This window comes from Vogesella sp. AC12 (assembly GCF_024437575.1).
GTDB classification, from domain to species: Bacteria; Pseudomonadota; Gammaproteobacteria; order Burkholderiales; family Chromobacteriaceae; genus Vogesella; species Vogesella indigofera.
In genome coordinates this window covers 158,398-185,336 of record NZ_JANFNU010000001.1, presented here as the reverse complement: position 1 = coordinate 185,336, position 26,939 = coordinate 158,398, and the positions used below count along the sequence as shown (strand labels likewise).

At 65.0% G+C, this 26,939-nt stretch carries 26 protein-coding genes and 1 pseudogene; 15 read left to right on the top strand and 12 right to left on the bottom strand.

Annotated features, from left to right (window positions below):
• Positions 1 to 9: 9 nt before the first annotated feature.
• The 6 genes from NOM55_RS01025 to NOM55_RS01000 all read right to left on the bottom strand — a co-directional run bounded on the left by NOM55_RS01025 (position 10) and on the right by NOM55_RS01000 (position 6,232).
• Positions 10 to 1,452 (bottom strand): cystathionine beta-synthase, encoded by a 1,443-nt coding sequence (locus NOM55_RS01025; protein ID WP_255907089.1) that lies wholly within the window; start codon positions 1,450 to 1,452, stop codon positions 10 to 12.
• 132 nt (positions 1,453 to 1,584) lie between these two features.
• On the bottom strand, positions 1,585 to 2,376 hold the full coding sequence (locus NOM55_RS01020; protein ID WP_047967278.1) for a MetQ/NlpA family ABC transporter substrate-binding protein: 792 nt from the start codon (positions 2,374 to 2,376) through the stop codon (positions 1,585 to 1,587).
• Positions 2,377 to 2,491: 115 nt separating this feature from the next.
• Positions 2,492 to 3,169 (bottom strand): methionine ABC transporter permease, encoded by a 678-nt coding sequence (locus tag NOM55_RS01015; RefSeq protein WP_047967277.1) that lies wholly within the window; start codon positions 3,167 to 3,169, stop codon positions 2,492 to 2,494.
• Positions 3,169 to 4,179 (bottom strand): methionine ABC transporter ATP-binding protein, encoded by a 1,011-nt coding sequence (locus NOM55_RS01010; RefSeq protein ID WP_255907088.1) that lies wholly within the window; start codon positions 4,177 to 4,179, stop codon positions 3,169 to 3,171. The genes NOM55_RS01015 and NOM55_RS01010 overlap by 1 nt, the downstream gene beginning before the upstream one ends.
• A gap of 215 nt (positions 4,180 to 4,394) precedes the next feature.
• On the bottom strand, positions 4,395 to 5,177 hold the full coding sequence (locus tag NOM55_RS01005) for a MetQ/NlpA family ABC transporter substrate-binding protein (RefSeq protein WP_255907087.1): 783 nt from the start codon (positions 5,175 to 5,177) through the stop codon (positions 4,395 to 4,397).
• Positions 5,178 to 5,209: 32 nt separating this feature from the next.
• Positions 5,210 to 6,232 (bottom strand): isopenicillin N synthase family oxygenase, encoded by a 1,023-nt coding sequence (locus NOM55_RS01000; protein ID WP_255907085.1) that lies wholly within the window; start codon positions 6,230 to 6,232, stop codon positions 5,210 to 5,212.
• Positions 6,233 to 6,265: 33 nt separating this feature from the next.
• Here NOM55_RS01000 and NOM55_RS00995 point away from each other — a divergent pair, with 33 nt between their 5' ends.
• Entirely contained in the window at positions 6,266 to 6,730 is a 465-nt protein-coding gene (locus NOM55_RS00995) for a phage tail tube protein (protein WP_255907084.1), read from the top strand.
• Positions 6,731 to 6,775: 45 nt separating this feature from the next.
• Here the strand turns inward: NOM55_RS00995 and NOM55_RS00990 are convergent, their stop codons facing one another.
• A complete protein-coding gene (locus NOM55_RS00990) occupies positions 6,776 to 8,230 on the bottom strand; it encodes a P-loop NTPase fold protein (RefSeq protein ID WP_255907083.1) in 1,455 nt (484 codons plus the stop codon).
• Positions 8,231 to 8,363: 133 nt separating this feature from the next.
• Here NOM55_RS00990 and NOM55_RS00985 point away from each other — a divergent pair, with 133 nt between their 5' ends.
• The 7 genes and pseudogenes from NOM55_RS00985 to NOM55_RS00955 all read left to right on the top strand — a co-directional run bounded on the left by NOM55_RS00985 (position 8,364) and on the right by NOM55_RS00955 (position 14,718).
• Positions 8,364 to 8,591, top strand: coding sequence for a hypothetical protein (locus tag NOM55_RS00985; protein WP_255907081.1), 228 nt, complete (start codon positions 8,364 to 8,366; stop codon positions 8,589 to 8,591).
• Positions 8,592 to 8,704: 113 nt separating this feature from the next.
• Entirely contained in the window at positions 8,705 to 9,199 is a 495-nt protein-coding gene (locus tag NOM55_RS00980; protein WP_255907080.1) for a rhodanese-like domain-containing protein, read from the top strand.
• A gap of 57 nt (positions 9,200 to 9,256) precedes the next feature.
• Positions 9,257 to 10,189, top strand: a complete 933-nt coding sequence (gene epsC / locus NOM55_RS00975; protein ID WP_370687856.1) for a serine O-acetyltransferase EpsC — start codon at positions 9,257 to 9,259, stop codon at positions 10,187 to 10,189.
• Positions 10,190 to 10,234: 45 nt separating this feature from the next.
• Positions 10,235 to 11,167: a family 2A encapsulin nanocompartment shell protein gene (locus NOM55_RS00970; protein WP_255907078.1), complete on the top strand. Its 933-nt coding sequence runs from the start codon at positions 10,235 to 10,237 to the stop codon at positions 11,165 to 11,167.
• Positions 11,142 to 12,944: a family 2A encapsulin nanocompartment cargo protein cysteine desulfurase gene (locus NOM55_RS00965; RefSeq protein WP_255907077.1), complete on the top strand. Its 1,803-nt coding sequence runs from the start codon at positions 11,142 to 11,144 to the stop codon at positions 12,942 to 12,944. The genes NOM55_RS00970 and NOM55_RS00965 overlap by 26 nt, the downstream gene beginning before the upstream one ends.
• Positions 12,945 to 13,191: 247 nt before the next feature.
• Positions 13,192 to 13,473, top strand: a pseudogene (locus NOM55_RS00960) (transposase); the annotation flags it as partial.
• Positions 13,474 to 13,665: 192 nt separating this feature from the next.
• Complete coding sequence (locus NOM55_RS00955; protein WP_255907073.1) at positions 13,666 to 14,718, top strand: NADP(H)-dependent aldo-keto reductase; 1,053 nt, start codon at positions 13,666 to 13,668, stop codon at positions 14,716 to 14,718.
• A gap of 74 nt (positions 14,719 to 14,792) precedes the next feature.
• On the opposite strand, the gene ycaC is transcribed toward NOM55_RS00955, so the two are convergent.
• Positions 14,793 to 15,419 (bottom strand): isochorismate family cysteine hydrolase YcaC, encoded by a 627-nt coding sequence (gene ycaC, locus NOM55_RS00950; protein WP_255907070.1) that lies wholly within the window; start codon positions 15,417 to 15,419, stop codon positions 14,793 to 14,795.
• A 323-nt stretch (positions 15,420 to 15,742) separates the two neighbouring features.
• Here ycaC and NOM55_RS00945 point away from each other — a divergent pair, with 323 nt between their 5' ends.
• Positions 15,743 to 16,882, top strand: coding sequence for an HD domain-containing phosphohydrolase (locus tag NOM55_RS00945; RefSeq protein WP_255907069.1), 1,140 nt, complete (start codon positions 15,743 to 15,745; stop codon positions 16,880 to 16,882).
• A gap of 130 nt (positions 16,883 to 17,012) precedes the next feature.
• Here NOM55_RS00945 and NOM55_RS00940 read toward each other — a convergent pair whose 3' ends face one another.
• Both NOM55_RS00940 and NOM55_RS00935 read right to left on the bottom strand, forming a co-directional pair.
• Positions 17,013 to 17,648 (bottom strand): peroxiredoxin, encoded by a 636-nt coding sequence (locus NOM55_RS00940; protein ID WP_047967264.1) that lies wholly within the window; start codon positions 17,646 to 17,648, stop codon positions 17,013 to 17,015.
• Between the two features lie 122 nt (positions 17,649 to 17,770).
• Positions 17,771 to 18,607 (bottom strand): EAL domain-containing protein, encoded by an 837-nt coding sequence (locus tag NOM55_RS00935; RefSeq protein ID WP_255907068.1) that lies wholly within the window; start codon positions 18,605 to 18,607, stop codon positions 17,771 to 17,773.
• A 362-nt stretch (positions 18,608 to 18,969) separates the two neighbouring features.
• Between NOM55_RS00935 and tauA the strand changes: the two genes are divergently transcribed.
• The 5 genes from tauA (at position 18,970) to NOM55_RS00910 (ending at position 23,646) form a co-directional block, all read left to right on the top strand.
• Complete coding sequence (gene tauA, locus NOM55_RS00930) at positions 18,970 to 19,953, top strand: taurine ABC transporter substrate-binding protein (protein WP_255907066.1); 984 nt, start codon at positions 18,970 to 18,972, stop codon at positions 19,951 to 19,953.
• 12 nt (positions 19,954 to 19,965) lie between these two features.
• Positions 19,966 to 20,748 carry a taurine ABC transporter ATP-binding subunit gene (gene tauB, locus NOM55_RS00925; protein WP_370687850.1) on the top strand — a complete coding sequence of 261 codons (783 nt, stop codon included), beginning with the start codon at positions 19,966 to 19,968 and terminating at the stop codon, positions 20,746 to 20,748.
• Positions 20,748 to 21,608 (top strand): taurine ABC transporter permease TauC, encoded by an 861-nt coding sequence (tauC, locus tag NOM55_RS00920; RefSeq protein ID WP_255907062.1) that lies wholly within the window; start codon positions 20,748 to 20,750, stop codon positions 21,606 to 21,608. Before tauB ends, tauC begins: the two co-directional genes overlap by 1 nt.
• 13 nt (positions 21,609 to 21,621) lie before the next feature.
• Positions 21,622 to 22,455: a taurine dioxygenase gene (gene tauD, locus NOM55_RS00915; RefSeq protein WP_047967260.1), complete on the top strand. Its 834-nt coding sequence runs from the start codon at positions 21,622 to 21,624 to the stop codon at positions 22,453 to 22,455.
• A 192-nt stretch (positions 22,456 to 22,647) separates the two neighbouring features.
• A complete protein-coding gene (locus NOM55_RS00910; protein WP_255907056.1) occupies positions 22,648 to 23,646 on the top strand; it encodes a sulfate ABC transporter substrate-binding protein in 999 nt (332 codons plus the stop codon).
• 243 nt (positions 23,647 to 23,889) lie between these two features.
• Here NOM55_RS00910 and NOM55_RS00905 read toward each other — a convergent pair whose 3' ends face one another.
• Positions 23,890 to 24,783 (bottom strand): LysR family transcriptional regulator, encoded by an 894-nt coding sequence (locus tag NOM55_RS00905; protein WP_255907055.1) that lies wholly within the window; start codon positions 24,781 to 24,783, stop codon positions 23,890 to 23,892.
• A 97-nt stretch (positions 24,784 to 24,880) separates the two neighbouring features.
• On the opposite strand from NOM55_RS00905, the gene NOM55_RS00900 reads away from it, so the two are divergent.
• Complete coding sequence (locus tag NOM55_RS00900; protein ID WP_255907054.1) at positions 24,881 to 26,083, top strand: MFS transporter; 1,203 nt, start codon at positions 24,881 to 24,883, stop codon at positions 26,081 to 26,083.
• 106 nt (positions 26,084 to 26,189) lie between these two features.
• Here NOM55_RS00900 and NOM55_RS00895 read toward each other — a convergent pair whose 3' ends face one another.
• Entirely contained in the window at positions 26,190 to 26,870 is a 681-nt protein-coding gene (locus tag NOM55_RS00895) for a Crp/Fnr family transcriptional regulator (protein WP_255907053.1), read from the bottom strand.
• Positions 26,871 to 26,939 lie beyond the last annotated feature (69 nt).

Here is a 26,939-nt window from a genome sequence, read left to right as displayed (position 1 = left end):
TGAACAGGCTCAGGCGGCGCCGACGCGCTGGCGCCAGTAGGTGAGCAGGTCGCTCTGAGTGATCAGGCCGAGATAGCGCTCGCGCTCGATCACCACCGCGATATGGCCGTTGTTGAACACCAGCAGCAGGTCCTGCAGCGAGGCGCGCGGCGAGATGGTCTCGACATTGCTGCTCATCGCGGTGAACACCGGCTGGTGGAAGTTTTCCGGCTCGCCGTGCACCGACATCAGCAAGTCCCACTCGTCGATCAGGCCGATCACGCGCTCGCCGTCGATCACCGGCAGCTGCGACACATCGTGCAGCCGCATGCGCTGGTAGACCACGGTCAGCGGCTCGTCCGGGTGGCACACCACGCTGTGGCCGTGATCGTGGCGGCGCGCGATCAGGTCGGTGATGTTGCCCACCTGCGGCGGCTGGTGCAGACCCTGGTCGAACAGCCAGAAGTCGTTGTACATCTTGGACAGGTACTTGTTGCCGCTGTCGCAGACGAAGGTCACCACCCGCTTCGGCGTGGTCTGCGCGCGGCAGTACTGCAGTGCGGCGGCCAGCAGCGTGCCGGTGGAGGAGCCACCGAGGATGCCCTCGTGGCGCAGCAGCTCGCGCGCGCTGTCGAAGCTTTGCCGGTCGCTGATGCGGTAGCTGCGGCCAACCTTGCTGAAGTCGGCCAGCGGCGGGATGAAGTCCTCGCCGATGCCCTCCACCAGCCAGCTGCCGGCGGCGCCGTGATGGCCGTGTTCGATGTGGTCGGCCAGGATCGAGCCTTGCGGATCGGCCAGCACGAACTCGGTGTGCGGCGACACCCGGCCGAAAAAGCGCGTCAGCCCGCTGAGCGTGCCGCTGGAGCCGACGCCGACCACCACCGCGTCCACCTTGCCGTCCAGCTGCGCCCAGATTTCCGGCCCGGTGCCGGTCTCGTGCGCCAGCGGGTTGGCGGCATTGTTGAACTGGTCGATGTAGAAGGCGCCGGGGATGGTGGCGGCCAGCCGTGCGGCGCGGTCCTGGTAGTAGTCCGGATCGCCCTTGCCGACATCGGAGCGGGTCAGGATCACCTGCGCGCCCAGCGCCTGCAGGTGCAGCACCTTTTCGCGGCTCATCTTGTCCGGCACCACCAGGATCAGGCGGTAGCCCTTTTGCGAGGCGACCAGCGCCAGGCCAAGGCCGGTATTGCCGGCGGTGGCTTCGATGATGGTGCCGCCGGGCGCCAGCTTGCCGTCACGTTCGGCGGCTTCGATCATCGACAGCGCGACGCGGTCCTTGATCGAACCGGCCGGGTTCTGGTTTTCCAGCTTCAGGTACAGCTCGCAGGAGCCGGTATCGAGATGGCGCACCCGCAGCAGCGGGGTGTTGCCGATCATCTCCAGCACGCCACGGCTGCGCGGTGGCAGGATGCTGCGCGGCGGCGGTGCCACGGACGGCGCGGCGGGTGCCAGCACCGGGGAAGAGACAGTCATGGTATTTCCTTGGGTTACATTCCGGCATTCAGTGGTGCCGCCGCGCCTCATTGGCGGGCGCGGTCGGCATGGGACAGCGCTGACCGTGGCGCCGGCAACCGTGGCGCCACGGGGTCAGGCCACCGGCCCGGCTCAGAACGCCGGTACCACCGCGCCCTGGTACTTGCTTTCAATGAAGCGCTTCGCTTCCGGGCTGTTCAGCGCGGCCGCCAGCTTCTTCACCGCGGCGCTGTCCTTGTTGTCCGGACGCGCCACCAGCAGGTTGGCGTACGGCGAGGTGGTCTCGGTGAACAGGCCGTCCTTCTTCGGATTGAGCTTGGCTTCCAGCGCGTAGTTGGCGTTGATCAGCGCCAGATCCACCTGGTTCAGCACCCGCGGCAGGGTGGCGGCTTCCAGTTCCTTGATCTTCAGATGCTTGGGGTTGGCCGCAATGTCCTTGGTGGTCGGGTAGATGTTGCTGCGGTTTTTCAGCTTGATCACGCCGCCCTGATCCAGCAGCAGCAAGGCGCGGCCGGCGTTGGTCGGGTCATTGGGAATCGCCACCGTGGCGCCGTCCTTCAGCTCGGCCACCCGTTTCACCTTCAGCGAGTAGGCGGCAAACGGCTCGATGTGCACCGGTTTGCTGGCCACCACCAGATTGGTGCCGCGGTCCTTGTTGAACTTGTCCAGATACGGGATGTGCTGGAAGAAGTTGGCGTCCAGCTGCTTTTCCTGCACCTGGGTGTTGGGCAGCACGTAGTCGTTGAACACCTTCACGTCCAGATCCACGCCCTGTTTGGCGAGAGTCGGTTTCAGCGCCTCCAGCAGCTCGGCGTGCGGCACCGGCGAGGCGGCCACGGTCAGCTTCACGTTCTGCGCCTGGGCGGCAAAGGTGAAACCGGCAAGGCTGAAAGCAAGGGCAAGTTTGGTCAGGCGAGTCATCATGGTTTCCTTTTCGAGAGTAAGGCTTCCCCCTGCCCGGGCCGGACGGGCCAGGGCATGCAGGGGCACAGCATGGGAAAGGGTTGCGGCGCCAGGGCCGCGGAGAAATCAGAAAGCGTCAGTCAAAGCGACAACGGCGCACCAAGCGGTCGCCGGCGGATTGCAGCAGCTGCACCAGTACCAGCAGCAGCGCCACGGTGACGACCATCACCTCGGTCTGGAAGCGCTGGTAGCCATAGCGCACCGCAAGGTCGCCCAGCCCGCCGCCGCCGATGACGCCGGACATCGCGGTGTAGCCGACCAGCGCTACCGCGGTCACCGTCGCCGCGCCGATCAGGCCGGGCAGCGCCTCCGGCAGCAGCACCTTGAGCACGATCTGAGGCAGGCGTGCGCCCATCGCCTGGCTGGCCTCGATCACGCCGCGATCGACCTCGCGCAGCACGTTTTCCACCAGCCGGCCGAAGAACGGCACCGCGCCCACCACCAGCGGCACGATGGCACCGGCGACGCCGATGGAGGTGCCGACCAGCAGCAGCGTCAGCGGAATCAGCACGATCAGCAGGATCACGAACGGCAGCGAGCGCAGCACGTTCACCAGGAAGGACAGCACCGCGTACAGCCGCGGCCGTGCGCGCAGCTGGCCGGGGGCGGTGACGTACAGCAACACGCCCAGCGGCAGCCCCAGCGCCACCGTCGCCAGCAGCGACACCCCCAGCATGGTCAGCGTATCCAGCGTGGCGGCGCCGATCTCCGGCCAGTCCACGCTCAGCAACAGGTTCCAGTCAAAATCCGTCATCACAGCACCTCGCAACGCACACCCTCGCGGGCAAAAATGTCCGGCAATGCCGACACCGCGACATCGCTGGCCACCACCCCGGCCAGCAGCTGGCCAAACGGCGTGGCCTTGATTTCCGACAGCGTGCCGGCCAGCAGGTTGACGCGCAGGCCGGTCTCGCGGCCAACCTTGTCCAGCACCGGCTGCAGCGCCGGCTCGCCGACAAAGGTCAGCTTCAGCACCGGCGTGCTGATGCGCTCGCGCCACTGCCCCTGCAGTGCGCCCTGGCCGAAACCGGTCTCCGCCAGCAGGCTCTGCGTCACCGCGTGCTGCGGCTGCAGCAACACGTCGATCACCCGCCCCTGCTCCACCACGCGGCCGTGATCGAGCACCGCCACCTCGTCGCACAGCTGTCGGATGACGCGCATGTCGTGGGTGATCAGCACGATGGTCAGCCGCAGCTGGCGGTTGATGTCGGCCAGCAGCGCCAGGATGGCGTCGGTGGTTTCCGGGTCCAGCGCCGAGGTCGCCTCGTCGCACAGCAGCACGTCGGGATGGTTGGCCAGTGCGCGGGCAATGCCCACCCGCTGCTTCTGGCCGCCGGACAGCTGTGCCGGGCGCTTGTGCCGGTGATCCTGCAGCCCGACCAGCGCCAGCAGCTCGTCCACCCGCGCGTCCATCTGCGCGGCGTCCAGCTCGCCGGCCAGCTCCAGCGGAAAGCGCACGTTGGCCGCCACCGTGCGCGAGCGCAGCAGGTTGAAGTGCTGGAACACCATGCCGATGCGCTGGCGGCGCTGTTGCAGCTGGCGTTCGCTGTAGGCGGTCAGCGCGTCGTCGCCGATACGCACCTCGCCGCTGTCGGGGCGCTCCAGCAGGTTCAGGCAGCGGATCAGCGTGCTCTTGCCGGCACCGGAGCGGCCGATGATGCCGAAGATGCTGCCTGCGTCGATGCGCAGGCTGACCAGGTCCAGGGCGGCAACGCGGCGGCCGTGGTGGCTGTAGTGTTTGGTCAGGTCTCGTACTTGAATCATGGTGGCTTTCTCGCAGACCCGGCGTGGGTGTTTCAGTGTTCGGCCGCGCCTTTTGCGCTGGCAGGAAGCCAGTGTAGTGCGCCCACTTAAAAACCAAAAACGATATAAATTGATTTTTTCATTACTTTTTGTGATATCAAAACCGCGACCGCCAAGGCAAAAAAACAGGCGCTGCCATGCGGCAGCGCCCGGTGTGATGCCCGCCGCGCTGCGGCTCAGAACACCGGCACCACCGCACCCTGGTATTTCTGCTCGATAAACTGGCGCACCTCCGGCGTGGTCAGCGCGGCAACCAGTTTCTTCAGTGCCGGGCTTTGCCGGTTGTCGGCGCGCGACACCAGGATGTTGGCGTACGGCGAGCGCTTGTCCTCGATGAACAGCGCGTCTTGCGTCGGCTTCAGCCCGGCCTGCAGCGCGTAGTTGGTATTGATCAGCGCCAGATCCAGCTGCGTCAGCAGCCGCGGCAGCGTCGCCGCCTCCAGCTCCTTCAGCTGCAGCTTTTTCGGATTGGCAATCACGTCGCGGGCGGTGGCCAGGATATTGCCCGGGTCCTTCAGCGTGATCAGGCCCTGTTTCTGCAGCAGCAACAGGGCGCGCGCGGCGTTGGACGGATCATTGGGGATGCCGACCACCGCGCCATCCGGCAGCTCGGCCAGCTTGCGGTACTTGCGCGAGTAGGCGCCGAACGGCTCGACATGGATCGCCGCCACCGTCACCAGCGAGGTGCCCTTGCCCTTGTTGAAGCCGTCGAGGAAGGGCTGGTGCTGGAAGTAGTTGGCGTCGATTTCCTTGCTGGCGACGGCGAAGTTTTCCTGCAGGCCGTTGGTGAACACGCGGACCTTCAGCTCCACGCCGTCCTTGGCCAGCCGGGCCTTGACCTGGTCGAGAATCTCGGCGTGCGGCACTGCCTCGGCACCGATGGTGAGGACCTCGGCGTGGGCCGACACGGCAAACAGCAGCGCCACGGCGGTGGCGGACAACAGCGAACGGTGTTTCATGGTGTTTCCTTCGGGTAGTGGCACAGAGAGGTTCAGGCGCTGGCGGCCAGCACGTCGGCGTAGTGGCGGCGCGCCACCTCCGGGTGCGAGCGCAGGCGGCCCTTGAGCATGTTGAAACCGGTTTCGTAAAACAGCGGGTTGGCCGGATCGGTCGCCGGGCCGGGCGCCTCGCGCGCCAGCTCCGGTGTCAGCGGCAGCAGCGGCACCGTGGCATCCAGCCGCGGGCCGAGGAAAAACGCCACCGACAGCCGCTCGCGCCCCGCCGCCGGGCTGAGCACGCGGTGCACGGTGGCGCGCAGATAGCCGTTGGAGGCCAGCTCCAGCGCTTCGCCGATATTGACGATGAAGGTGCCGGCCACCGGCGGCGCATCGACCCAGCCGCTGGCGGTCTCCACCTGCAGCCCGGCTTCGCGGTCCTGCAGCAACAGGGTCAGGAAACCGCTGTCCTTGTGCGCGCCGACGCCCTGATCGCTCGGCGTCTGCTCCTGGCCGGGGTAGCGGATGATTTTCAGGTGCTGGATCGGCGCGGCGAGAAAGGCGTCGTCAAAGCTGTCGGCCGGCTGCTGCAGCGCCTCGGCAAAGGCCCGCAGCAGACGGATCGACACCGTGGTCAGTTCCGCCTGCCACGCCAGCAAGGCCGGGCGCAGCGCCGGCAGCGCCGCCGGCCACTGGTTCGGCCCCTGCAAGCGCGCCCACACCGGGACCACCTTGTCCGCGGCCAGCGGCGGGCGTTCGGCACCGATGTCGAACTGCTCGCGCCAGTCCGGCTGCTGGCGGGTGATCTCGTGGCCGGCGGCGGTGTAACCGCGAAAATGCGGCGACTGCACCATGTCCACCGCGCGCTTGTCCGCCTGCGGCAGGGCAAAGAAATCACGCGCTGCGGCCAGCACCCGCGCCGCCTGCGCCTCGGCAATGCCGTGACCGTTCAGGTAGAAGAAACCGACATCGCGCGCCGCGGCACGCAAGTCGCGCAGGAAGGCGGCGCGCCGGGCGGGACTGCCGTCCAGATCGCTCAGCGTGAGCAAGGGCAGATTGAGTGACGGGGGTTGCGACATGGGAGGCTCCTGACGGGTAACGGGCAGTGCTGCTTGCCACAGCGCAGGCAAACGGCCTGCGAACCACCCCAATCTAGCCAAGCCCGCACAAAACCAAAAACGATTAAAAATGGTTTTGTTATTACCCTAGGGAATTTTAGACACCACAGCGACGCTGCCGACCAAGCCACGATCAAGCTCAACGGCGCCACACTACGCTCCAAGCTGGGCGCCTCGCTCAAGGTCGGCGGCCCGATCAAGAAGGCGGAGACGGATTCGAACGGCTTTGCCGGCCACAGCGTGGAGGAGATCAAGCCGGGAGAAATCAAGTGCACGCTGCTGCATACCAGCGACACCGACGTGGCGGCGCTGCAGCAGATCAGCGATGCCACCGTGGTGTTTGAAACCGACAGCGGCCAGACCTACCTAGTGCGCCAAGCCGGTACCGAGGGCGAGGTGGAGATGAAGGGCAAGGAGATTGACATCACCTTTACCGGTGCGCCGGCTGAGCTGGTCTGATCCGCGATCAGGTCAAACGTAAACCCCGCCAGCTGGCGGGGTTTTTTATTTCAGACTTCCACTAAGAGTGATTACGTTCTGATAGTCATCAAGCATCCACCATTTGCCACTATCAACAATGTATCGTGCTTCCGCATGCGTACCTCTAAAATTAACACCCCTTAAAAAATCGGAAAAATCAGAATAAAGTTTTCCAATATTAGCAGCACTAGGCTTACGCTGAATCAAGGTTCTGAACCTATCAATCAAAGTGTCGCCGATATTTTCATACAATCTAAAATCATACGTAACCATCGTTAGGCAGATGCTAAGCAACTCATGCATAACAAAGGAATCAAAGATCGGTTCGCTAGACTTCATACTATAAGAGCCACTACCAAAACCAAATCCAGAATGATCAAAATGATGCCAGATCAAACCCATAGCCAAGACAGTAAAATTGACATACTGAATTTCTCCCTCAACCTTACCGTACGCTGATGCCTGCGCATAGACCGCTTTCAATTTTACTGCAATCTGCTCAACATCCCGCAAGCCGATATTCTGGTCACGTTCCAAACAAAGCCGTGAGAAAATAAACTCCAGCCCTATACCTGTAGATAGTGGATCTGTACTTACAAGATGGATTCCAGATGAAATATCATCAAACATGCCTTGTACAAAGGATGGCACATCAGGCTTTTCCAGCCTAGCTGTTCTACTAAAAAAACGTCTGAGATATTTTTCAGAACTAAAATTACTACCATAAACTACAGATATTGATTTACATAACTCAAACGTATCGGATGCAACCATAAAAACAAAATTATCCGTATTGAAAAAATGCTTAATCACCTCAAGCATTTCAATAGAATAATCTGACCGACAACGGTCTAGCTCATCAATCAAAACCACCACCGGTATTTTATAGCTGAAATTGGTTTGCAACACCTCCGCCAAGCCTGACAATTCCTGACGAATCATCTTGATTGCGTCCACCTGCTCACTATGAAGTTGGCTAAGCGTCAACATACTTTCATGTGAGACATGGCCCATTGTTTGTTCAGCAAAAATCTTTCCCATTTCGGGATCACCAAAAAATTTCTTGGTGAGTGCAGAACTGCCAAAAATGACAGCACCTTTCAGAAATCCTGCAAATTTAGCCGCAACTTTCTGATAAGCCTCTTCATTACCAATATTTTGATTCAAATTTTGGAGCTGTCGCAGCAATTCGCTGGCGACCACCATCAGCGGCTCGCGAGAAAAGTCACTTTCCCAAGCATCGATATAGATAACAGGATGACCTTGTTGTAGCAGATGGACATACATGCGACGTAGAAAGTCGGTCTTCCCTGTACCCCAACTGCCATCCAGATTCAGTACCAAGCCATGCTTTTCACTGGCCAGATAGTTGGCCAGGAACTTGCCATGCTCTTCCCTATCCAGCTTGCAGTCTTTCCACTGATAGTCTTTGAACCACTCATTGTATTTCGCATTCTCGATACTATTCTCGATACTCATTTTGCTATCCATCGAATCAAACCATAACGACATTGTAATTTACGAGCCGTAGCCGCGCCGCCTTTTCCACCGCTGTTTTACCCTCGCCCCCACCCACAATGCCAGCATCCCGAACCCATAACCGGAGCTGGCCATGTCTGAACTCAAAACCTTCACTGCCACCCTTCCGCAGGGCATTGCCATTGCCGGCAAGCGCGCCAAAAGCATCGTGATCCGCGAGCCACTGCTGGAAGACATGATCGCGGCCGAGGCTGAGGACGTCGCCAAGTATTTAATGCTTAAAGATGCCATCGCGGCTCTAGAGTTGGGCGCTTCAGATGCCGCCACCTTGCTGGCGGCTTTTCCAATGCAGATTTCCTGAAAAGCATTGCACCCGGTCACCAGATATTCAAATCGGATTTTCTTAGTTAGTCGCCGCGAACGGCAACCGTATAGTGGTTCCACCCCGGCAACACGGCTCACCAGGAAATTGTCATGCCAGAGAACCCAACACCCCTTACTCCCTCCGCCGCCAGTGCGACGGATGCCGCGCTGCTGCTGGCCACTGCCCGCGAGCGGGCGCAGGCCGCCGGACTCGATTACGCCGGCTGCCTGTATCCGCAGGAAGCGTGGTCGCTGCTTGCGGCCAACGTCGCGCGGCTGGTCGATGTGCGCACCGTGGAAGAGCGCAAGTTTGTCGGCCACGTGCCCGGCTCGCTGCACGTGGCGTGGCAAAGCGGTACCGCGCTGCTCAGGAACCCGCGCTTCCTGCGCGAGCTGGAAAGCAAGGCCGGCGGCAAGGACAGCGTGATCGTGCTGCTGTGCCGCAGCGGCAAGCGCTCCGCCGCCGCCGCCGAGGCGGCCACCCGCGCCGGTTTCAGCCAGGTATTCAACGTACTGGAAGGCTTCGAAGGCGATCTGGACGAGCAGAACCGCCGTGGCGATGTCGGTGGCTGGCGTCACCACCGCCTGCCGTGGCAGCAAGACTAGCAAGACCCTTTTACTGGAGCGGCTTACATGAATGATCGTGCCAAAAGCTGGCTGAACCTGGCCAGTCATCAACAGAGCTGGGGCATCGAGAGCATCGTGCGCGAGCTGCGCAGCGCACGCCAGGCCTGGCGCCAGGCCCATGGCCGCACCCGCGAGCTGGGCGGGCGCGAGTTCCCGGCGCGCGATGCGCTGCGCGACATCGCCAACGCGCTGTGCGGCGTGCTGTTTCCGATGCGGCTGGGGCCGCCGGAGCTGAGCGAAAGCAGCGAAGACTTTTACGTCGGCCACACCCTAGCGCAGGCACTGGATGCGCTGGTCAGGCAGCTGCAGCTGGAGCTGAGCTACTCGGCGCGGCTGCAGGGGCTGAGCGATAGCCGCAGCGAAACGCAGGCGGTGGCGATTGCCAAGGGCCTGGCCACCGCACTGCCCGCGCTGCGCCGCGTGCTGGATGCCGACGTGCACGCCGCCTACCTCGGCGATCCGGCGGCACGCAGCGTGGACGAGGTGCTGCTGTGCTACCCCGGCATCACCGCCATCATCTACCACCGTCTGGCGCACTACCTGTACCGCGCCGGGGTGCCGCTGGTGGCGCGCATTCTGGCCGAAATCGCGCACTCGGAAACCGGCATCGACATCCACCCCGGCGCGCAGATCGGCAAGGGCTTTTTCATCGACCACGGCACCGGCGTGGTGATCGGCGAAACCGCCGTCATCGGCGAGCGGGTACGGCTGTACCAGGCGGTGACGCTGGGTGCCAAACGCTTTAACAGCGACGCCGACGGCAAGCTGGAAAAAGGCCAGCCGCGCCACCCGATCGTGGAAGACGACGTGGTGATCTACGCCGGCGCCACCCTGCTGGGGCGCATCACCATCGGCCAGGGCGCCACCATCGGCGGCAATGTCTGGCTCACCCGCGACGTGCTGCCCGGTAGCCACATTACCCAGGCCAACAGCCAGAACATTACCGGCACGCAGCATCTCGCCCGCTAGCCGCCACCCTTTTTTACCGCAACCAACGCCACACAAGGAACCATCATGGCCGAACATCAGGATGCCCAACTGGCACTGGGCGACAACGCCGCCCGCCAGCTGGCGAACGCCACCAAGACCGTCCCGCAACTGTCCACCATCAGCCCGCGCTGGCTGGTACACCTGCTGCAGTGGACGCCGGTCGAGGCCGGCATCTTCCGCCTCAACCGCGTGAAAAACGCGGGCAATATGCGTGTCGCGTGCTCGCAGCGCGACGAAGCCGAGCTGCCGCAAACCTTCGTCGACTACGAAGACCAGCCGCGCGAGCTGTTCCTCAATGCGGTGACCACGGTGCTGGACGTGCACACCCGCGTCTCCGACCTGTACAGCAGCCCGCACGACCAGATCAAGGAACAGCTGCGACTGACCATCGAGACCATCAAGGAACGTCAGGAATCCGAGCTGATCAACAACCCGGAATACGGCCTCTTGGCCAATGTCGACGACAGCCAGCGGCTCAGCACCCTCACCGGCGCGCCGACGCCGGACGACTTTGACGAGCTGCTGACCAAGGTGTGGAAAGAGCCGGGCTTCTTCCTCGCCCACCCGCTGGCGATTGCCGCCTTCGGCCGCGAGTGCACCCGCCGTGGCGTACCGCCGCCGACCGTCAGCCTGTTCGGCTCGCAGTTCATCACCTGGCGCGGCGTGCCCATCATCCCGTCGGACAAGCTGCCGATCGACGAAAACGGCAAGACCAAGATCCTGCTCTTGCGCGTGGGCGACAAGCGCCAGGGCGTGGTCGGCCTGTACCAGCCGGGCGTGGCCGGCGAACAGAGCCCTGGGCTGTCGGTGCGCTTCATGGGCATCAACCGCAACGCCATCGCGTCCTACCTGATTTCGCTGTATTGCTCGCTGGCGGTGCTGACCGAAGACGCACTGGCGGTGCTCGAAGACGTGGAGATTGGCAAGTACCATGACTATCCAGACACTTACAAGTAAGCCCGACGGCCTGCCGGATGCGGGCGAGCTGGCGCGGCTGGCCAACGCCTTCTTCAGCAGCCTGCCCGGCCAGACACCGGCGGACAGCGGCACGCTGACCCCGCCGGCCAGTGCGGCCCAGCCGGCGATCCAGCCGCTGACGGCCACCATGCCGGCAGCCCCGGCCGGTGGCGGCCTGCGCGATCCGGCGGCCTACGCCGTGCCGGAAGGCTATGCGGCCAACGTGCCACAGCTGGCCGCAGCGCAGCCGTCGGCGCCGACGGCAGGCGGCGCACCGGCCTCGTCACCGTACTACTTCGTGAGCGAGGGCGGCCGCTACGGCGAGCTGGCCGGCAGCACGCCGGCCGCGCCGCTGCCCGGCGTGGACGACCGCGTCACCGCGCAGTCCTTCGGCCTGCCGGGCGAGGACGTGCTGCGCGCACTGCTGGCCGGCGACAGCCGCCAGCAGCCTGCCGCACCGGCGCCCGCTGCCGCACCCGCCAGCAGCCAGTTCTATTTCCTGGAACCGGCAGTGAAGCTGGACAAGGCACCGGACTTCGACCGCCACGTCGCCAGCCGTCAGCACGGCTTTGACGTCAACGCCATCCGCCGCGACTTCCCGATTCTGGCGGAGCGCGTCAACGGCAAGCCGCTGATCTGGCTGGACAACGCCGCCACCACGCACAAGCCGCAGTCGGTGATCGACCGGCTGGCCTATTTCTACCAGCACGAGAACTCCAACATCCACCGCGCGGCGCACGAGCTGGCCGCCCGCGCCACCGACGCCTACGAAGCCGCCCGCAACAAGGTGGCGCGCTTCATCGGCGCGGCCACGCCCGAAGAGATCATCTTCGTGCGCGGTGCCACCGAGGCGATCAACCTGGTGGCCAACACCTGGGGGCGGCAGAACATCGGCGCCGGTGACGAGATCATCGTCTCCAACTTGGAGCACCACGCCAACATCGTGCCGTGGCAGCAGCTGGCGGCCAGCGTCGGCGCACGCATCCGCGTGATTCCGGTGGATGACAGCGGCCAGATCCTGCTCGACGAGTACCGTCAGCTCTTGAACAGCCGCACCAGGCTGGTGGCCATCACCCAGGTGTCCAACGCGCTGGGCACGGTCACCCCGGTGGCCGAGGTCATCGCGCTGGCGCACGCCGCCGGGGCGCGGGTGCTGGTGGACGGCGCGCAGTCGGTATCGCACCTGCGCGTCAACGTGCAGGCGCTGGACGCGGACTTCTTCGTGTTCTCCGGGCACAAGGTGTTCGCGCCGACCGGCATCGGCGTGGTGTACGGCAAGGCGGCGCTGCTGGACGCGATGCCGCCGTGGCAGGGTGGCGGCAATATGATTGCCGACGTCACTTTCGAGAAGACGCTGTACCAGCCGGCGCCCAACAAGTTCGAGGCCGGTACCGGCAACATCGCCGACGCGGTGGGGCTGGGCGCCGCCATCGACTACGTGGAGCGCATCGGCCTGGACAACATCGCCCGCTACGAGCACGACCTGCTGGTCTACGCCACCCGCGGCCTGCAGAGCGTGCCGGGGCTACGCCTGATCGGCACCGCCGAGCACAAGGCCAGCGTGCTGTCCTTCGTGCTGCCCGGCTACCGCACCGAGGAAATCGGCCGCGCGCTGAACCAGCAAGGCATCGCGGTGCGCTCCGGCCACCACTGCGCGCAGCCGATCCTGCGCCGTTTCGGGCTGGAGGCGACGGTGCGGCCATCGCTGGCGTTCTACAACACCTGCGAGGAGATCGACACGCTGGTGGCGGTGGTGCAGCAACTGGCCAAGCGCTGAGTTTGACCGGGTAGCACCCCAGGTTGGCCGCAACGGGATTGCGGCCAACCTTTTTTATTTAATGACCGGCACCGCCAATTAATCCTGGCAATCAAATATCAATACCTGCTAATGAACAATCCGGCATTCATTCGAAATTAATATGATTTAAATAAAAAACCGGCGGCAATTAATATGGTGTTTCCAAATACAGGAGTCACCCCCATGGGCTTTGTTGCACAAATCGGCGCTTGTGTACGTCTGACTCGATAAAGACATGAACTGGCTGGCACCCGCCACTGGCAAGCGTGGACATCAGCCAACCTTCGCCGATGCCGCCATTCAGTTCTGTCTCACCATCAAGTACCTCTTTGGCCTGGCACTACTGCAAGCGACAGGCATGGTCGAAAGCCTGCTTCGCCTGGTTGGGCTCGACTGGGCCGTTCCCGACTTCAGCACGTTTTCCCGCCGGCAGAAAGACCTGCAGGTTCGCATCCCGGTACAGGAGAAGCAGGGTTGCCTGCACCTTCTGGTGGGCAGCACCGGCATCGGAAAAAGTAGCGTGGCTACCATCGGCGTAGCCTGGTCGAAACGAAGATGCACGGCTTCAAATGACTGGCAGGCCGGGTCAAGTCGCGGGACTTTGACCGGCAGGCAGCGCCGCGCCTGATCCTGGCGCTGGCCCCGGCCGTGCCACTGTGGCACCGTAACGTCACCACCCAACCACAAGGCAACCCTAACCATGGAATTCCGACCACTCGGCCGCAGCGGCATCCACGTCAGCCTGATCTCGCTGGGCACCATGACCTGGGGCGAACAGAACAGCGAAGCCGACGCCCACAGCCAGCTGGATCTGGCCCTGGAGCGCGGCATCAACCTGATCGACACCGCCGAGATGTACCCGGTGCCCCCCAGGGCCGACACCCAGGGTCGTACCGAAAGCCATATCGGCAGCTGGCTGGCCAAGGGTGGCCGCCGCGAGCGCATCGTGCTGGCCACCAAGGCGGCGGGGCCGAGCAGCGACCCGAAACGCCCCGGCCATATCCGCGACGGCAAGGTGCACTTCGACCGCGCCAACCTGACCCAGGCGCTGCACGACAGCCTGCGCCGGCTGCAGACCGATCATGTCGACCTGTACCAGCTGCACTGGCCGGACCGCAGCACCAACTACTTCGGCCAGCTGGGCTACCCGTGGCAGGACGATGCACCGGGCAGCGTCGCCATCGAGGAAACCCTGCGCGTGCTGCAGGATTTCGTCGCCGCCGGCAAGGTGCGCGCGATTGGTGTTTCCAACGAAACGCCGTGGGGTCTGGCGCAGTTCCTGGCGCTGGCCGAGCGCCATGATCTGCCGCGCGTGGCCAGCATCCAGAACCCGTACAGCCTGCTCAACCGCAGCTATGAAGTGGGACTGGCCGAATTCAGCCACCGCGAACAGGTGGGGCTGCTGGCCTACTCGCCGCTGGCCTTCGGCGTGCTGTCCGGCAAATACCTGGACGGCGCCCAGCCGCAGGGCGCGCGGCTGACGCTGTTCGACCGCTTCACCCGCTACACCAACCCGCAGGCGGAAGCGGCCACCGCGCGCTACGTGGCGCTGGCGCGCGAGCGCGGCCTGTCGCCGGCACAGCTGGCGCTGGCCTACGTCAATAGCCGGCCGTTCGTGACCAGCAACATCATCGGCGCCACCACGCTGGCGCAGCTGGAGGAAAACATTGCCAGCGCCGAACTGACGCTGGATGCGGCAACGTTGGCCGCCATCGACGCCATCCACCAGGCGATTCCCAACCCGGCGCCCTGAGCCATCCTGCCGGCGAGGCGGCGACCGCGCTACGCACGACAAGGGCCACTGCAAGGTGGCCCTTGTCGTATGGCCTACTTGCCGGCGCTCAGCGTGGTGTAGCTGGTGATCAGGTTGCGGTAGTCCGGGATGTGGTTCGAGAACAGCGTGCCCAGGCCCTCGATGTCGTTGCGCCAGTCACGATGCAGCTCGCAGGCCACGCCGAACCAGGTCATCAGCTGGGCGCCCGCCTGCGACATGCGCGCCCAGGCGGCCTGGCGGGTGATGTCGTTGAAGGTGCCGGAGGCATCGGTGACCACGAACACCTCAAAGCCTTCCTCGAGCGCCGACAGCGCCGGGAAGGCGACGCACACTTCGGTCACCACCCCGGCAAGGATCAGCTGCCGCTTGCCGGTGGCCTTGACCGCCTGCACAAAGTCGGCGTTGTCCCAGGCGTTGATCTGGCCGGGACGGGCAATGTACGGCGCATCCGGAAACTGCGCTTTCAGCTCCGGCACCAGCGGGCCGTTGGGGCCGCTTTCGAAACTGGTGGTCAGGATGGTCGGCAGCTTGAAGTACCGGGCCAGATCGCCCAGTGCCAGCACGTTGTTCTTGAACTTGTCGGGGTCGATATCGCGTACCAGCGACAGCAGGCCGGCCTGGTGATCCACCAGCAGCACGGCAGCGTTGTCCTTGTCCAGACGTTGGTAGGGAGTGGTCATCGCATTCTCCTTCGGGCATCGAAATCGCCGGACGCGGCCGGCGCGGTGGGGAAACACGCGGCGCAGCAGCCGGCCTCCTGTGGCCGGCGGATGCGGGGAATGTCTGTGTTCAGGATAGTCGGCTCTGTCGCGGCCGCCAGCGGGTCTGCGCTGCCGGCGACACCATCGCCAGCGTGCCGCGCTGCAACCGGCCACCATGCACGCGGCGGATCGCGGATAAAACCACGCTGGAATGGATTAGGGATGGCTTGCAGTCGTGATGCGTATTAAGGTAGCGCTGACTCCCGCCCTGTTGTGACGTTAACCCTTGAAAGCCAGTCTTGATGACCGTAACCCCGCAGTTCCTGATGATGGCCCTGAATCTTCACGACGACACGCTCAGCCAGCGTCTCCACGAGTTGCACGACCGCCTGCTGGAAACGGTGCCAGTGGTCGATCGCATCGCCTGTGCGCTGTATGACGAGAATGACGACGTACTCAAGACCTTCATCAACAGCACCCGCGCGGGCAAGGCTATCACCAGTTACGAATACAAGTTGTCCGACAGCCACGCACTGAGCGCCCTGGCCGCCAGCGGCGAATTCCGCGTGCTCGACAACATCGAGCACGCGCTGCTGTCCGATACCGTGCACAGCACCTGGCTGCGCGAGCAGGGTTACCGCTCGTCGTTCACGGTGCCCTTCTACGATGGCGGCAGCCTCGCCGGTTTCGTGTTCTTCGATTCGATGCAGGCGGCCGCCTTCAGTCCGCAGGTGCAGCGCGATCTGGTGCTGTATACCAGCCTGATCAGCATGGCGATTGCGAGCGAGCTGTCCGCCGTGCGCTCGGTACTGGAGGCGACGCGGGTGGCCCGCGAGCTGGCCGAGGTGCGCGATTTTGAAACCGGCTCCCACCTGGAGCGCATGGCACGCTACTCGCGCGTGATTGCCCGGGCCGTCGCGCCGCGCTACGGCCGCAATGACGAGTTCGTGGAGTGCGTGTACCTGTTTTCGTCGCTGCACGATATCGGCAAGATCGGCATCCCCGACAAGGTGCTGCTCAAGCCGGGCCGGCTCGATCCGGCCGAGCGCGCCATCATGGAAACCCATGTCGACAAGGGGATACAGATCATCGACCGCATCGTGGGCACCGGTACGCACCAGCGCCTGCCGGACTCCACCATCCTGCGCAACATCGTGCACTGCCATCACGAATACCTTGATGGCTCCGGCTATCCGCGGCAGCTGCGACAGGACGCCATCCCGCTGGAGGCCCGCATCGTGACGGTGGCCGACATCTTCGATGCGCTGACGGCAATCCGGCCGTACAAGCCGGTCTGGTCACCGAACAATGCGCTGGCCGAGCTGGACCGCATGGTTCAGGCCGGCAAGCTGGACGCCGACTGCGTGCAGGCGCTCCACGACCACCTGGACCAGATCATGGCGATCCACGAGCGCTACGCCGATATCGACGCCGTGTCCTGAGCCGTGGCGCAGCGGGCGCTGTCGCCACGGCCCGCTGGCAAAAAAACGGCCGGGCAGACAAGCCCGGCCAACAAAAGCCCAAGAGGAGAAAACGCAGAGACAACAAGTAAAGCCACCACAAAAAAACGGATCAGCCCGGCTGCGGCGTCAGGCGCAGATAGGGTCGCAGCGCGCGATAACCGTTGGGGAATTTCTGCCGGATCAGGTCTTCATCCTGCAGCGACGGCACGATCACCACCTCGTCGCCCTGCTGCCAGTTGGCCGGCGTCGCCACGCTGTGGTATTCGGTCAGCTGCAGCGAATCGATCACCCGCAGCAGCTCGTTGAAATTGCGGCCGGTACTGGCCGGATAGGTCAGCGTCAGGCGGATCTTCTTCGCCGGATCGATCACGAACACCGAACGCACGGTATGGGTGCTGCTGGCGTTGGGGTGGATCAGGTCGTACAGCTCGGACACCTTGCGGTCGGCATCGGCAAGGATCGGGAAATTCACCGTGGTGCCCTGTGTGTCGTTGATGTCCTCGATCCACGCCAGATGCGACGCCACCGGATCGACCGACAGCGCGATCACCTTCACGTTACGCCGGGCAAACTCGTCCTTCAGCTTGGCGGTCAGTCCCAGCTCGGTGGTGCACACCGGGGTAAAGTCGGCCGGATGCGAAAACAGCACGCCCCAGCTGTTACCCAGCCAGTCATGAAAACGGATGTTGCCGTCGCTGGACGCCTGTTCAAAGTCGGGGGCGATGTCGCCAAGACGCAGTGTCATAGAAGCTCCTGATGCAAGAGTGGCTGCGTGTCATCACGCGATGAGGCCACTATAGGCAGCCGGCCGGCGCCAGGGAACCAAGCAAAAGTGCATTGCTTATCCGGCGCGCGCTGCATTGCATATCAGGCCGGCGCCAGCCGCTGCGACACCAGCTGCCCGGCGTAATAGCGCGCCTGCATCTGCTGCGCCATGGCCAGCATGTTGTCGCACACGATTTCCTCCACCCCCAGCGCGAAGCCCTGCGCCACCAGCTGCGGCATCAGCGCCAGCAGCTGGTCGCGCACCTGCGGATACATCACGGCGCGGCGCATGAAGCGCGGCGACAGGCAGACAAAATCCGGCTCCAGCCGCCACAGCCGCGACAAGTCGTGCCCGCTGTCGCCAAAGCCGCCCAGCCCCACCAGATGGCCTTGCTCGCGGTAGCGGCGCACCAGCGCCACCCCGAGCTCGGAGGTGGGCTGGTTGATGAACAGCAGGAACATCACCTGCTGGCTGGCCAGCCCCAGCTGCGCCAGCAGTGCCGTGGTGAAGTCGATGATGCGGTCGCTGAAGGCGTGGCAGATGCGCGGATCGAGATCGATGCGCAGCGGCAGTGCGACATCGTTGCGCCCCAGGTGATTGAGCAGGTGCAGCACGCGGATCAGCTTCAGCAGCGACACGGTCTTGCTTTCGCCGTAGTTCAGCGCGAACAGCCAGTTGGCCGGCAGGTTCTGGCCGAAGCGGCCGTGAATGCGCAGCCGCGCCGCGTAGTGCGCCCGCTGCGGGGCCGCGTCGTAGAAGCTGGCCACCGGGAAGAACTCGCTGGTCAGCCACCAGCCGTCAAAGCAGGCAAACACCTCGCGCTCGTTCCAGTGCAATTGCGCGGGATACGGCAAGGCGGCCAGCAGTTGCTGACAACCGCTTAATTGTTGCGGGTTAAATCCCGCCGGAAAACCCTTCGACTGCTTGAAGCGTTTCATGGCTAATATTCATCAGTAATAGCAGAGCGCACTTTACCCGCCAATTCGCTGCCGATTTATAGATAAAACCGATATCGCCATCTGCTTTATTCACAACACCACCCGTCATTTAATTACCGACTTAGCGCCGCTAATAAAACCTCGCAGAACACCTGAACCAAGGCGCGCCGACGCAGACAGTACAATGAGTACGGCAAGGAGGCACAACGCAGGATCAGGGGTTTTGTTAGTGGCGCTTATTCATTTAACCGATAAATACCGCAGCTGGCGCTGAATATAAGGTGCGGCTTTTGTTATTTCCCCGTCCGCCGGTTTCTCTTTTTAATGGTGTCATTGCAAACGATACACCACTGGAGATTGCCATGACCCGCCCTGCCCTCGTTTCCCTGTTTGTGTCGCTGGCCTTTGTTGCCGGCACCGCCGTTGCCGACGACGGCGTCACCATCGCGTTCCAGACCGGCGTCGACCCGTCCAAGGTGGCGCAAGCCGACGGCGACTACGAAAAAGCCACCGGCAAGAAGATCAACTGGCGCAAGTTCGAGAGCGGCGCCGAGGTGATCGCCGCGGTCGCCTCAGGCGACGTGCCGATCGGCAATATCGGCTCCAGCCCGCTGGCCGCCGCCGCCAGCCGCGGCCTGCCGATCCAGACCTTCCTCGTCACCGGCGTGATCGGCGAATCCGAGGCGCTGGTGGTGCGCAACGGCAGCGGTATCAGCAAGCCGGCCGATCTGGTCGGCAAGAAGATCGCTGTGCCGTACGTGTCCACCACCCACTACAGCCTGCTGGCGGCGCTCAAGCACTGGAAAGTGGATGCCGGCAAGGTCACCATCCTCAACCTGCGCCCCAGCGAAATCGCCGCCGCCTGGCAGCGTGGCGACATCGACGGTGCCTATGTGTGGGAGCCGGCACTGGGCAAGGTGCGCGCCAGCGGCAAGGTGCTGACCAGCTCGGCCGAAGTCGGCAAATGGGGTGCGCCGACCTACGATCTGTGGATCGTGCGCCAGGACTTCGCCGCCAGGAATCCGGATTTCCTCAAGCAGTTCGTGAGCGTCACCGGCAAGGTGTTCGAGCGCTACAACAAGGACCCGAAAGGCTTCGCCAGCAATGCGGCCAACGTGGCGAAGATCGCCCGCCTCACCGGCAGCAAGCCGGAGGAAGTCAGCGCGCTGCTGCCGGGCAATATCTACCCGTCGCTGGCCGAGCAGAGCAAGCTGCTGCAACAGCCGCTGGTGAAGGCGGTCGGCGATACCGCCGCCTTCCTCAAATCGCAGGGCAAGGTCGACAGCCTGCAGCCGAGCTACACGCCCTACGTCACCAACCAGTTCATCAACGCCGCGCTGCGCTAGACGGAGCCGACCATGAGCCTGCTACAAGTCGACAAGCTTGGCGTCACCTACCCCGGCCAGTCGCAGCCGGCACTGCACCAGGTGTCGCTGAGTCTCGCGCGTGACGAACTGCTGGTGGCGCTGGGGCCGTCCGGTTGCGGCAAGAGCACGCTGCTGGGGGTGCTGGCCGGTTTCATCGCGCCCAGCCAGGGCCGGGTGCTGTTTGCCGGCCAGCCGGTAACGGCGCCGGGGGTGGAGCGCGCGGTGGTGTTCCAGCACGACGCGCTGCTGCCGTGGCTGAACGTGCACGACAACGTCGCCTTCGGCCTCAAGCTGCAGGGGGCGGACGCGGCGGCGCGTGAGCACATCGTCGCCGACACCCTGCGCCTGGTCGGGCTGGCCGATGTCGCCTCCAAGCGTACCTGGCAGCTGTCCGGCGGCATGCGCCAGCGCGTCGGCATCGCCCGCGCGCTGGCCAGCCGCTCGCAGGTGCTGCTGCTGGACGAGCCGTTCGGCGCGCTGGACGCGTTCACCCGCGAGCAGATGCAGCAGTTGCTGCTGCGTGTGTGGCAGCAGTCGCAGCGCGGCGTGTTCCTGATCACCCACGACATCGAGGAGGCGCTGTTCCTCGCCACCGAGCTGGTGCTGATGTCGCCGGGGCCGGGGCGCATCGTGCAGCGCTTGCGGCCAACCTTTAACCAGCGCTACCGCGCCGGCGAGGACGTGCGCGCCATCAAGTCCGATCCGGCATTCATCGCACTGCGCGAATCGCTGCTGCACAGCCTGTTCCGACAAGGTCACGAGGAGGCCGCCTGATGCCCACCACTCCACCCGCCCTGATCGCGGTGCCCGACACCCTCGACTTCGGCAATCCGCCTGCCACGCCCGCCCCGGCCGGCCGCCGCTGGCAGCCGCAAGCGGCGCACTGGGCGGCGCTCAGCATCGCCAGCCTGCTGCTGTTGTGGTGGGCGCTCACCGCCAGCGGGCTGATTGCGCCGCTGTTCCTGCCGCCGCCGCAAGCGGTGCTGGCCAAGTTCGGCGAGCTGCTGGCCGGCGGCTACATGGACGCCACTCTGCCGCAGCACCTGCTGGCCAGCCTGCAACGCATGCTGCTGGCACTGCTGGCGGCGGTCGTCGTCGGCATCCCGCTGGGCATCGTCATCGGCGTGTTTCCGCTGGCGCGGCACCTGCTCGATCCGGTGATCGAGTTCTACCGCCCGCTGCCGCCGCTGGCCTACCTGCCGCTGATCGTGATCTGGTTCGGCATCGGCGAATTGTCCAAGGTGCTGCTGATCTTCCTCGCCATCCTGGCGCCGGTGCTGATCGCCACCGCCCACGGCGTGACCAGCGTCAGCCAGCTGCGGCAACAGGCGGCGTTGTCGCTGGGCGCCAGCCGCTGGCAGCTGCTGCGCCACGTGATCCTGCCCGGCGCGCTGCCGGAGATCATCACCGGCGTGCGCATCGGCCTCGGTGCCGGCTGGTCGACCCTGGTGGCGGCAGAGCTGATCGCCGCCACCCGCGGGCTGGGCTTCATGATCCAGTCCGCCGCGCAGTTCCTGGTCACCGACGTGGTGGTGCTCGGCATCATCGTCATCGCGCTGGTCGCCTTCGCGCTGGAGCTGGGCCTGCGCCGGCTGCAGCAGCGCCTTACCCCGTGGCACGGCCAACACCATTGAAAGGATTACCGTCATGAGTCTGCACTTCACCCGCCTCAGCCCGGCACTGGGCGCCATCGTCAGCGGCATCGACCTGGCACAGCCGCTGGACAGCGCACGGCAACAGGCGCTCAGCGCCGCGCTGCTGCAACACCAGGTGCTGTTTTTCCGGAATCAGGACCTCAGCCCGCAGCAGCAGCGCGATTTCGCCGCCTGGTTCGGCGACCTGCACATCCACCCGCTGTACCCGAAGATAGCGGACACGCCGCAGATCATGGTGCTGGATACCGCGCTGAACGACCTGCGCGACAACGCCATCTGGCACACCGACGTCACCTTCATCGACACCCCGCCGCTGGGCTCGGTGCTGGTGGCACGGCAGCTGCCGGAATACGGCGGCGACACGCTGTGGGCCAGCGGCACCGCCGCCTACGCCGCGCTGTCGCCGCGCCTGCAGCAGCTGCTGGACGGGCTGACCGCGACGCACGACTTCACCAAGTCGTTCCCGCTGGAGCGCTTCGGCCACACGCCGGAGGCGCTGGCCAATTACGAGGCCACCCGCCGCAGCACGCCGCCGGTCAACCATCCGGTGATCCGCACCCACCCGGTGAGTGGCGACAAGGCGCTGTTCGTCAGCGACGGTTTCACCACCCGCATCAACGAGCTGCCGCCGGCGGAGAGCGACGCGCTACTGGCGTTTTTGTTTGCCCACTTTGCCAAGCCGGAGTTCAGCGTGCGCTGGCGCTGGCAGCCGGGTGACATCGCGTTCTGGGACAACCGCGTCACCCAGCACTACGCGGTGGACGACTACCGCCCTGCGCACCGCATCATGCACCGCGCCACCATTCTGGGCGACAAGCCGTTCTGAACGGCCACGCAGCACAACACAGGCCGGCCTGCGGGCGCGGCCTGTGTTGCGTTGTCGCCGCCACAACGTTGGCCGCAACGGGTCCGCCCCGGCATCGGCCGCCAGCGTTGATTAGCTTGTGAATTTTGCTTGGTTCACCGCCGCCGGCCGCCCCCGGACAATGACAGTCACATTCAACACCGGGGTGCACCCATGAAACTGAAACCACTTGCCGGCGCGCTGCTGTTTGCCAGCCTGCTGAGCCAAACGGCCATTGCCGATGTCAGCCTGCTCAACGTGTCCTACGACCCGACGCGCGAGCTGTACCAGGAGTTCAACGCCGCCTTCGCCAAGCACTGGCAAGCGCAAACCGGCGAAACCGTCAGCGTCAAGCAGTCGCACGGCGGCTCCGGCAAGCAGGCACGCTCGGTGATCGACGGGCTGGAGGCGGACGTGGTGACGCTGGCGCTGTCCAACGACATCGACGAACTGAACAAGAACGGCGCGCTGGTGCCGGCCAACTGGCAAAGCCGCCTGCCGCACAACAGCACGCCGTACACCTCCACCATCGTGCTGCTGGTGCGCAAGGGCAACCCGAAAGCCATCCGCGACTGGAACGACCTGGCCCGCCCCGGGGTGGAGGTGATCGCCCCCAATCCGAAAACCGGTGGCGGCGCACGCTGGAACTACCTGGCGGCGTGGGGCTACGCGCTGCAACAGCCCGGCGGCAACGACGCCAGCGCCCGCGCACTGGTGCAGAAGATCTACCGCAACGTGAAGGTGCTGGATTCCGGCGCCCGCGGCTCGCTGGTCACCTTCTCGCAACGCGGCATCGGCGACGTGCTGATCTCGTGGGAAAACGAGGCCTTCCTCGCCAGCAAGGAGCTGGGGCCGGACAAGTTCGACATCGTGGTGCCGTCGGTGTCGATCCTGGCCGAGCCGCCGGTGAGCGTGGTGGACAAGGTGGTCGACAAGCGCGGCACGCGCAAGGTGGCGGAGGCCTACCTGCGCTACCTGTACAGCCCGCTGGGGCAGGAGCTGGCGGCGCAGAACTACTACCGCCCGCGCGACGCCAAGGTGGCCGCCAAGTACGCCGCCCAGTTCAGCAAGGTGAGGCTGTTCACCATCGACCGGGTGTTCGGCGGCTGGGCCCGCGCGCAGAAAACCCACTTTGACGATGGCGCGATCTTCGACCAGATCATCAGCCGTTGAGGCCGCCGCCGCGCCGGAGCAGGCACCGTTCCCGGTCCGGCGCGTGCCCCATTACACCGGCAATACCGCGGCCCAGCGCTGCTGCCTGGCTTACCGCCACGCAGCAGCGCGAGCGGGCCTCCCGGCGCAGCGAAGCTGCCGTGTCTCGCACCAAGGTTGGCCGCAACCCGGCGGGCCGCGCGCGGCGGCCGCCTGCCCCATATCGACCTGCGCACGGTAACACCGCCGCCGGCGCGGATCGCCCTAGCTACGCTGCAGCGGCAGCTGCCGGGCCAGATAGTCGACCAGGCACGCCACCCGCGGTGCCAGCTGCCCCTGCTTGTAGAACACCGCCCAGACCTGCTGCCGCCACGGCAGCACCTCGGCCGCCAGCACCGGCTGCAGCCGGCCGGCGCGCAGGTCGTCGCCAACCAGAAAATCGGCGAGACAGGCAATGCCGGCGCCGGCCAGCGCCAGATGGCGCAGCGTCTCGCCGCTACTGGCGCTCAGCGCCGGTTCGACCGGCCAGCCGTGCTGCCCCGCCTGTGCCAGCGGCCACACATTCAGCGCTGCCGGACTGCTGAAACCGAGCAGGCGGTGCTGCGCCAGCGCCGCGGCCTGTGTCGGCTGGCCGCAGCGCTGCAGGTAGTCCGGCGCCGCCACCAGCCGCAACGGGCTGCTGCCGAGCAGGCGCGCGTTGAGGGTGGAATCCGCCAGCGCACCGACGCGGATGGCGACATCGGCCCCCTCCTCGATCAGGTCAACAATCGCTTCCGCCCCGGTCAGCTCCAGCCGGATCTGCGGGTAGGCGGCCAGGAAGCCGGGCACCAGCGGCGCCAGCAGATGGTTCAACACCGGGCTGGCGGCATTGACGCGCACCACGCCCGCCGGTGCGGCGGCACTGGCCTGCAGCCGGGCCTCGGTGTCGCCCAGGCGCGCCAGGATGTCGCGGGCGCGCTCCAGCAGCCAGCGCCCTTCTTCGGTCAGCTCCAGCCGGCGCGTGGTGCGCGTGATCAGGCGCACCCCCAGCTGTGCCTCCAGCCGCGACAGGGTGCGGCTGATGCCGGACGGCGTCTGCTGCAGCCGGGCCGCGGCGGCGGAAAATGAGCCGCCATCTATGATTGCGACAAAGGCAATCAGCGCATCGGTGGCAATCATTATTGACTCCCAGTCAAAAGTATTTGCCAGTAGAGACGGTTTTTCCGTGGCTGGCAAGCGGTGACAATCGCCGCACACCCACCAACCGGAGCACATCATGCCTCTTGCCCTGTGGGCGCTGACGCTCAGCGCCTTTGCCATCGGCACCACCGAATTTGTCATTGTCGGGCTGATCCCAACCATTGCCGCCAACCTGCAGGTATCGCTGCCTTCTGCCGGCCTGCTGGTCAGCCTGTACGCGCTGGGGGTGGCCATCGGCGCACCGGTACTCACCGCGCTGAGCAGCCGCCTGCCGCGCAAGCCACTGCTGCTGGGACTGATGGCGCTGTTTACCATCGGCAACCTGGTGGCGTGGCAGGCGCCGGGCTACCAGGCGCTGATGGCCGCCCGCGTGCTGACCGGTCTGGCGCACGGCGTGTTCTTCTCCATCGGCGCCACCATCGCCACCAGCCTGGTGGCCAAGGACAAGGCGGCCAGCGCGATTGCACTGATGTTCTCCGGCCTGACCGTGGCACTGGTCAGCGGCGTGCCGCTGGGTACCTGGATCGGCCAGCACTTTGGCTGGCAGAGCACCTTTCTGGCGGTGTCGCTGCTGGGGGTGATCGCCTTTGTCGGCAGCCTGCTGCTGATCCCGCGCAACATCACCACCCCGGCGACCGGCGGCCTGCTCACCCAGCTGGCGGTGCTGGGCCGGCCACGGCTGCTGCTGGTGTACGCGATGACGGCGCTGGGCTATGGCGGTTCCTTCATCGCCTTTACCTACCTCGCGCCGATCCTGCAGCAGGTCAGCGGCTACGCGCCGTCCAGTGTCGGACTGGTCATGCTGGTGTACGGCGTGTCGGTGGCATTCGGCAATATCTGGGGCGGGCAACTGGCCGACCGGCACGGGCCGGTGCGCGCGCTGCAGATCATCTTCCTGCTGCTGGCGCTGGTGCTGCTGGTGCTGACCTTTACCGCCAGCTCGCCGTGGCTGGTGCTGCTGACGGTGCTGGCCTGGGGTGCGGTGGCGTTCGGCAATGTCGCCGGCCTGCAGGTGTACGTGGTGCAGCAGGCGGAGCGCGAAACACCGCATGCGGTGGACGTGGCCTCCGGGCTCAACATCGCCGCCTTCAATGTCGGCATCGCCGGCGGCGCCTGGGGCGGCGGCCTGATCGTGAGCAAGCTGGGCTTGCTGGCCACGCCGTGGATCGGCGCGCTGGTGGTGCTGGGCGCGGTGGGGCTGACCAGCTGGTCCGGGCACCTGGATCGCCGCGCCGGCATCGGGCCGCGGCCGCTGGCGTCGCCTTTTCACGGACACTGAAATCCGGCGACGGCACGGCAAGGTTGGCCGCAATGCCAACACCGCCCCGGCCGCTACGGCGGGGGCGGTGTGCTCAGTGCAAATTCAGTACGACGGTGCGGCCGGCTCAGGCAAAGCCGAAGTCGCGCAGCGACTCCAGGTCCTTCAGCACGATATCGCGGCCGCGCACCTCGATCAGGCCCTCGTCCGCCAGCTGGTGCAGCACGCGGGAGAAGGTTTCCGGCGTCAGGTTCAGCCGGGACGCGATCAGGTTCTTGTTGACCGGCAGGTGCACCACCGAGCCGCTGCTGGCGTCGTCTTCCACCTGCAGCAAGTAGCCGACCACGCGTTGCACCGCGCTCTCCACCGAGTAGCGTTCCACGTCGCGCACCAGGCTGTGCAGGCGCAACGACAGCCCGGCCAGCATGCGCTGGGCAAAGGCCGGGTCCTGCGCGATGGCGCCGAAGATCACTTCGGCGCTGACATGCAGCAGCAGGCCGTCCTCGACAAACTGCGCCATCACCGGACACGGCCGGCGCAGGAACATCACCGCCTCGGCAAAGCTCTGGCTCGGGTGCAGGATTTCCATCACCTTCTCGGTGCCGTTCTGCGCGGTCAGCGCCAGCTTGACCTTGCCGTACACCACCAGATACATGCCGTCACAGGGATCGCCCTTCTGGAAGATCACCTGCCCCTTCTGGCCGCGCACCTCGCGGGTGCCGGGCACCAGCGCCTCGCGCTGCGCCTCGGACAGCTGCTGGAACAGTGGCTGATGCTGCAAAAAGGTCCGAATATCAATCTGGTTCATTGCTGTTTTCCTGCGGATGTCGCACCCGCGCGTAGGGGGATGCTGCAAGGCTACGCGCGGCCGGTGCGC

What these genes read in the sequence shown, in the direction of transcription:
- NOM55_RS00900 (WP_255907054.1), top strand. Translation starts at nt 24,881, where the DNA reads ATGCCTCTTGCCCTGTGGGCGCTGACGCTCAGCGCCTTTGCCATCGGC.
- NOM55_RS00955 (WP_255907073.1), top strand. Translation starts at nt 13,666, where the DNA reads ATGGAATTCCGACCACTCGGCCGCAGCGGCATCCACGTCAGCCTGATC.
- ycaC (WP_255907070.1), bottom strand. Translation starts at nt 15,419, where the DNA reads ATGACCACTCCCTACCAACGTCTGGACAAGGACAACGCTGCCGTGCTG.
- NOM55_RS00980 (WP_255907080.1), top strand. Translation starts at nt 8,705, where the DNA reads ATGCCAGAGAACCCAACACCCCTTACTCCCTCCGCCGCCAGTGCGACG.
- NOM55_RS01025 (WP_255907089.1), bottom strand. Translation starts at nt 1,452, where the DNA reads ATGACTGTCTCTTCCCCGGTGCTGGCACCCGCCGCGCCGTCCGTGGCA.
- tauB (WP_370687850.1), top strand. Translation starts at nt 19,966, where the DNA reads ATGAGCCTGCTACAAGTCGACAAGCTTGGCGTCACCTACCCCGGCCAG.
- NOM55_RS01020 (WP_047967278.1), bottom strand. Translation starts at nt 2,376, where the DNA reads ATGATGACTCGCCTGACCAAACTTGCCCTTGCTTTCAGCCTTGCCGGT.
- NOM55_RS00905 (WP_255907055.1), bottom strand. Translation starts at nt 24,783, where the DNA reads ATGATTGCCACCGATGCGCTGATTGCCTTTGTCGCAATCATAGATGGC.
- NOM55_RS00945 (WP_255907069.1), top strand. Translation starts at nt 15,743, where the DNA reads ATGACCGTAACCCCGCAGTTCCTGATGATGGCCCTGAATCTTCACGAC.
- NOM55_RS00985 (WP_255907081.1), top strand. Translation starts at nt 8,364, where the DNA reads ATGTCTGAACTCAAAACCTTCACTGCCACCCTTCCGCAGGGCATTGCC.
- NOM55_RS00895 (WP_255907053.1), bottom strand. Translation starts at nt 26,870, where the DNA reads ATGAACCAGATTGATATTCGGACCTTTTTGCAGCATCAGCCACTGTTC.
- NOM55_RS00940 (WP_047967264.1), bottom strand. Translation starts at nt 17,648, where the DNA reads ATGACACTGCGTCTTGGCGACATCGCCCCCGACTTTGAACAGGCGTCC.
- tauC (WP_255907062.1), top strand. Translation starts at nt 20,748, where the DNA reads ATGCCCACCACTCCACCCGCCCTGATCGCGGTGCCCGACACCCTCGAC.
- NOM55_RS01000 (WP_255907085.1), bottom strand. Translation starts at nt 6,232, where the DNA reads ATGTCGCAACCCCCGTCACTCAATCTGCCCTTGCTCACGCTGAGCGAT.
- NOM55_RS00965 (WP_255907077.1), top strand. Translation starts at nt 11,142, where the DNA reads ATGACTATCCAGACACTTACAAGTAAGCCCGACGGCCTGCCGGATGCG.
- NOM55_RS01010 (WP_255907088.1), bottom strand. Translation starts at nt 4,179, where the DNA reads ATGATTCAAGTACGAGACCTGACCAAACACTACAGCCACCACGGCCGC.
- NOM55_RS00970 (WP_255907078.1), top strand. Translation starts at nt 10,235, where the DNA reads ATGGCCGAACATCAGGATGCCCAACTGGCACTGGGCGACAACGCCGCC.
- tauA (WP_255907066.1), top strand. Translation starts at nt 18,970, where the DNA reads ATGACCCGCCCTGCCCTCGTTTCCCTGTTTGTGTCGCTGGCCTTTGTT.
- NOM55_RS01015 (WP_047967277.1), bottom strand. Translation starts at nt 3,169, where the DNA reads ATGACGGATTTTGACTGGAACCTGTTGCTGAGCGTGGACTGGCCGGAG.
- tauD (WP_047967260.1), top strand. Translation starts at nt 21,622, where the DNA reads ATGAGTCTGCACTTCACCCGCCTCAGCCCGGCACTGGGCGCCATCGTC.
- NOM55_RS00910 (WP_255907056.1), top strand. Translation starts at nt 22,648, where the DNA reads ATGAAACTGAAACCACTTGCCGGCGCGCTGCTGTTTGCCAGCCTGCTG.
- NOM55_RS01005 (WP_255907087.1), bottom strand. Translation starts at nt 5,177, where the DNA reads ATGAAACACCGTTCGCTGTTGTCCGCCACCGCCGTGGCGCTGCTGTTT.
- NOM55_RS00935 (WP_255907068.1), bottom strand. Translation starts at nt 18,607, where the DNA reads ATGAAACGCTTCAAGCAGTCGAAGGGTTTTCCGGCGGGATTTAACCCG.
- NOM55_RS00990 (WP_255907083.1), bottom strand. Translation starts at nt 8,230, where the DNA reads ATGAGTATCGAGAATAGTATCGAGAATGCGAAATACAATGAGTGGTTC.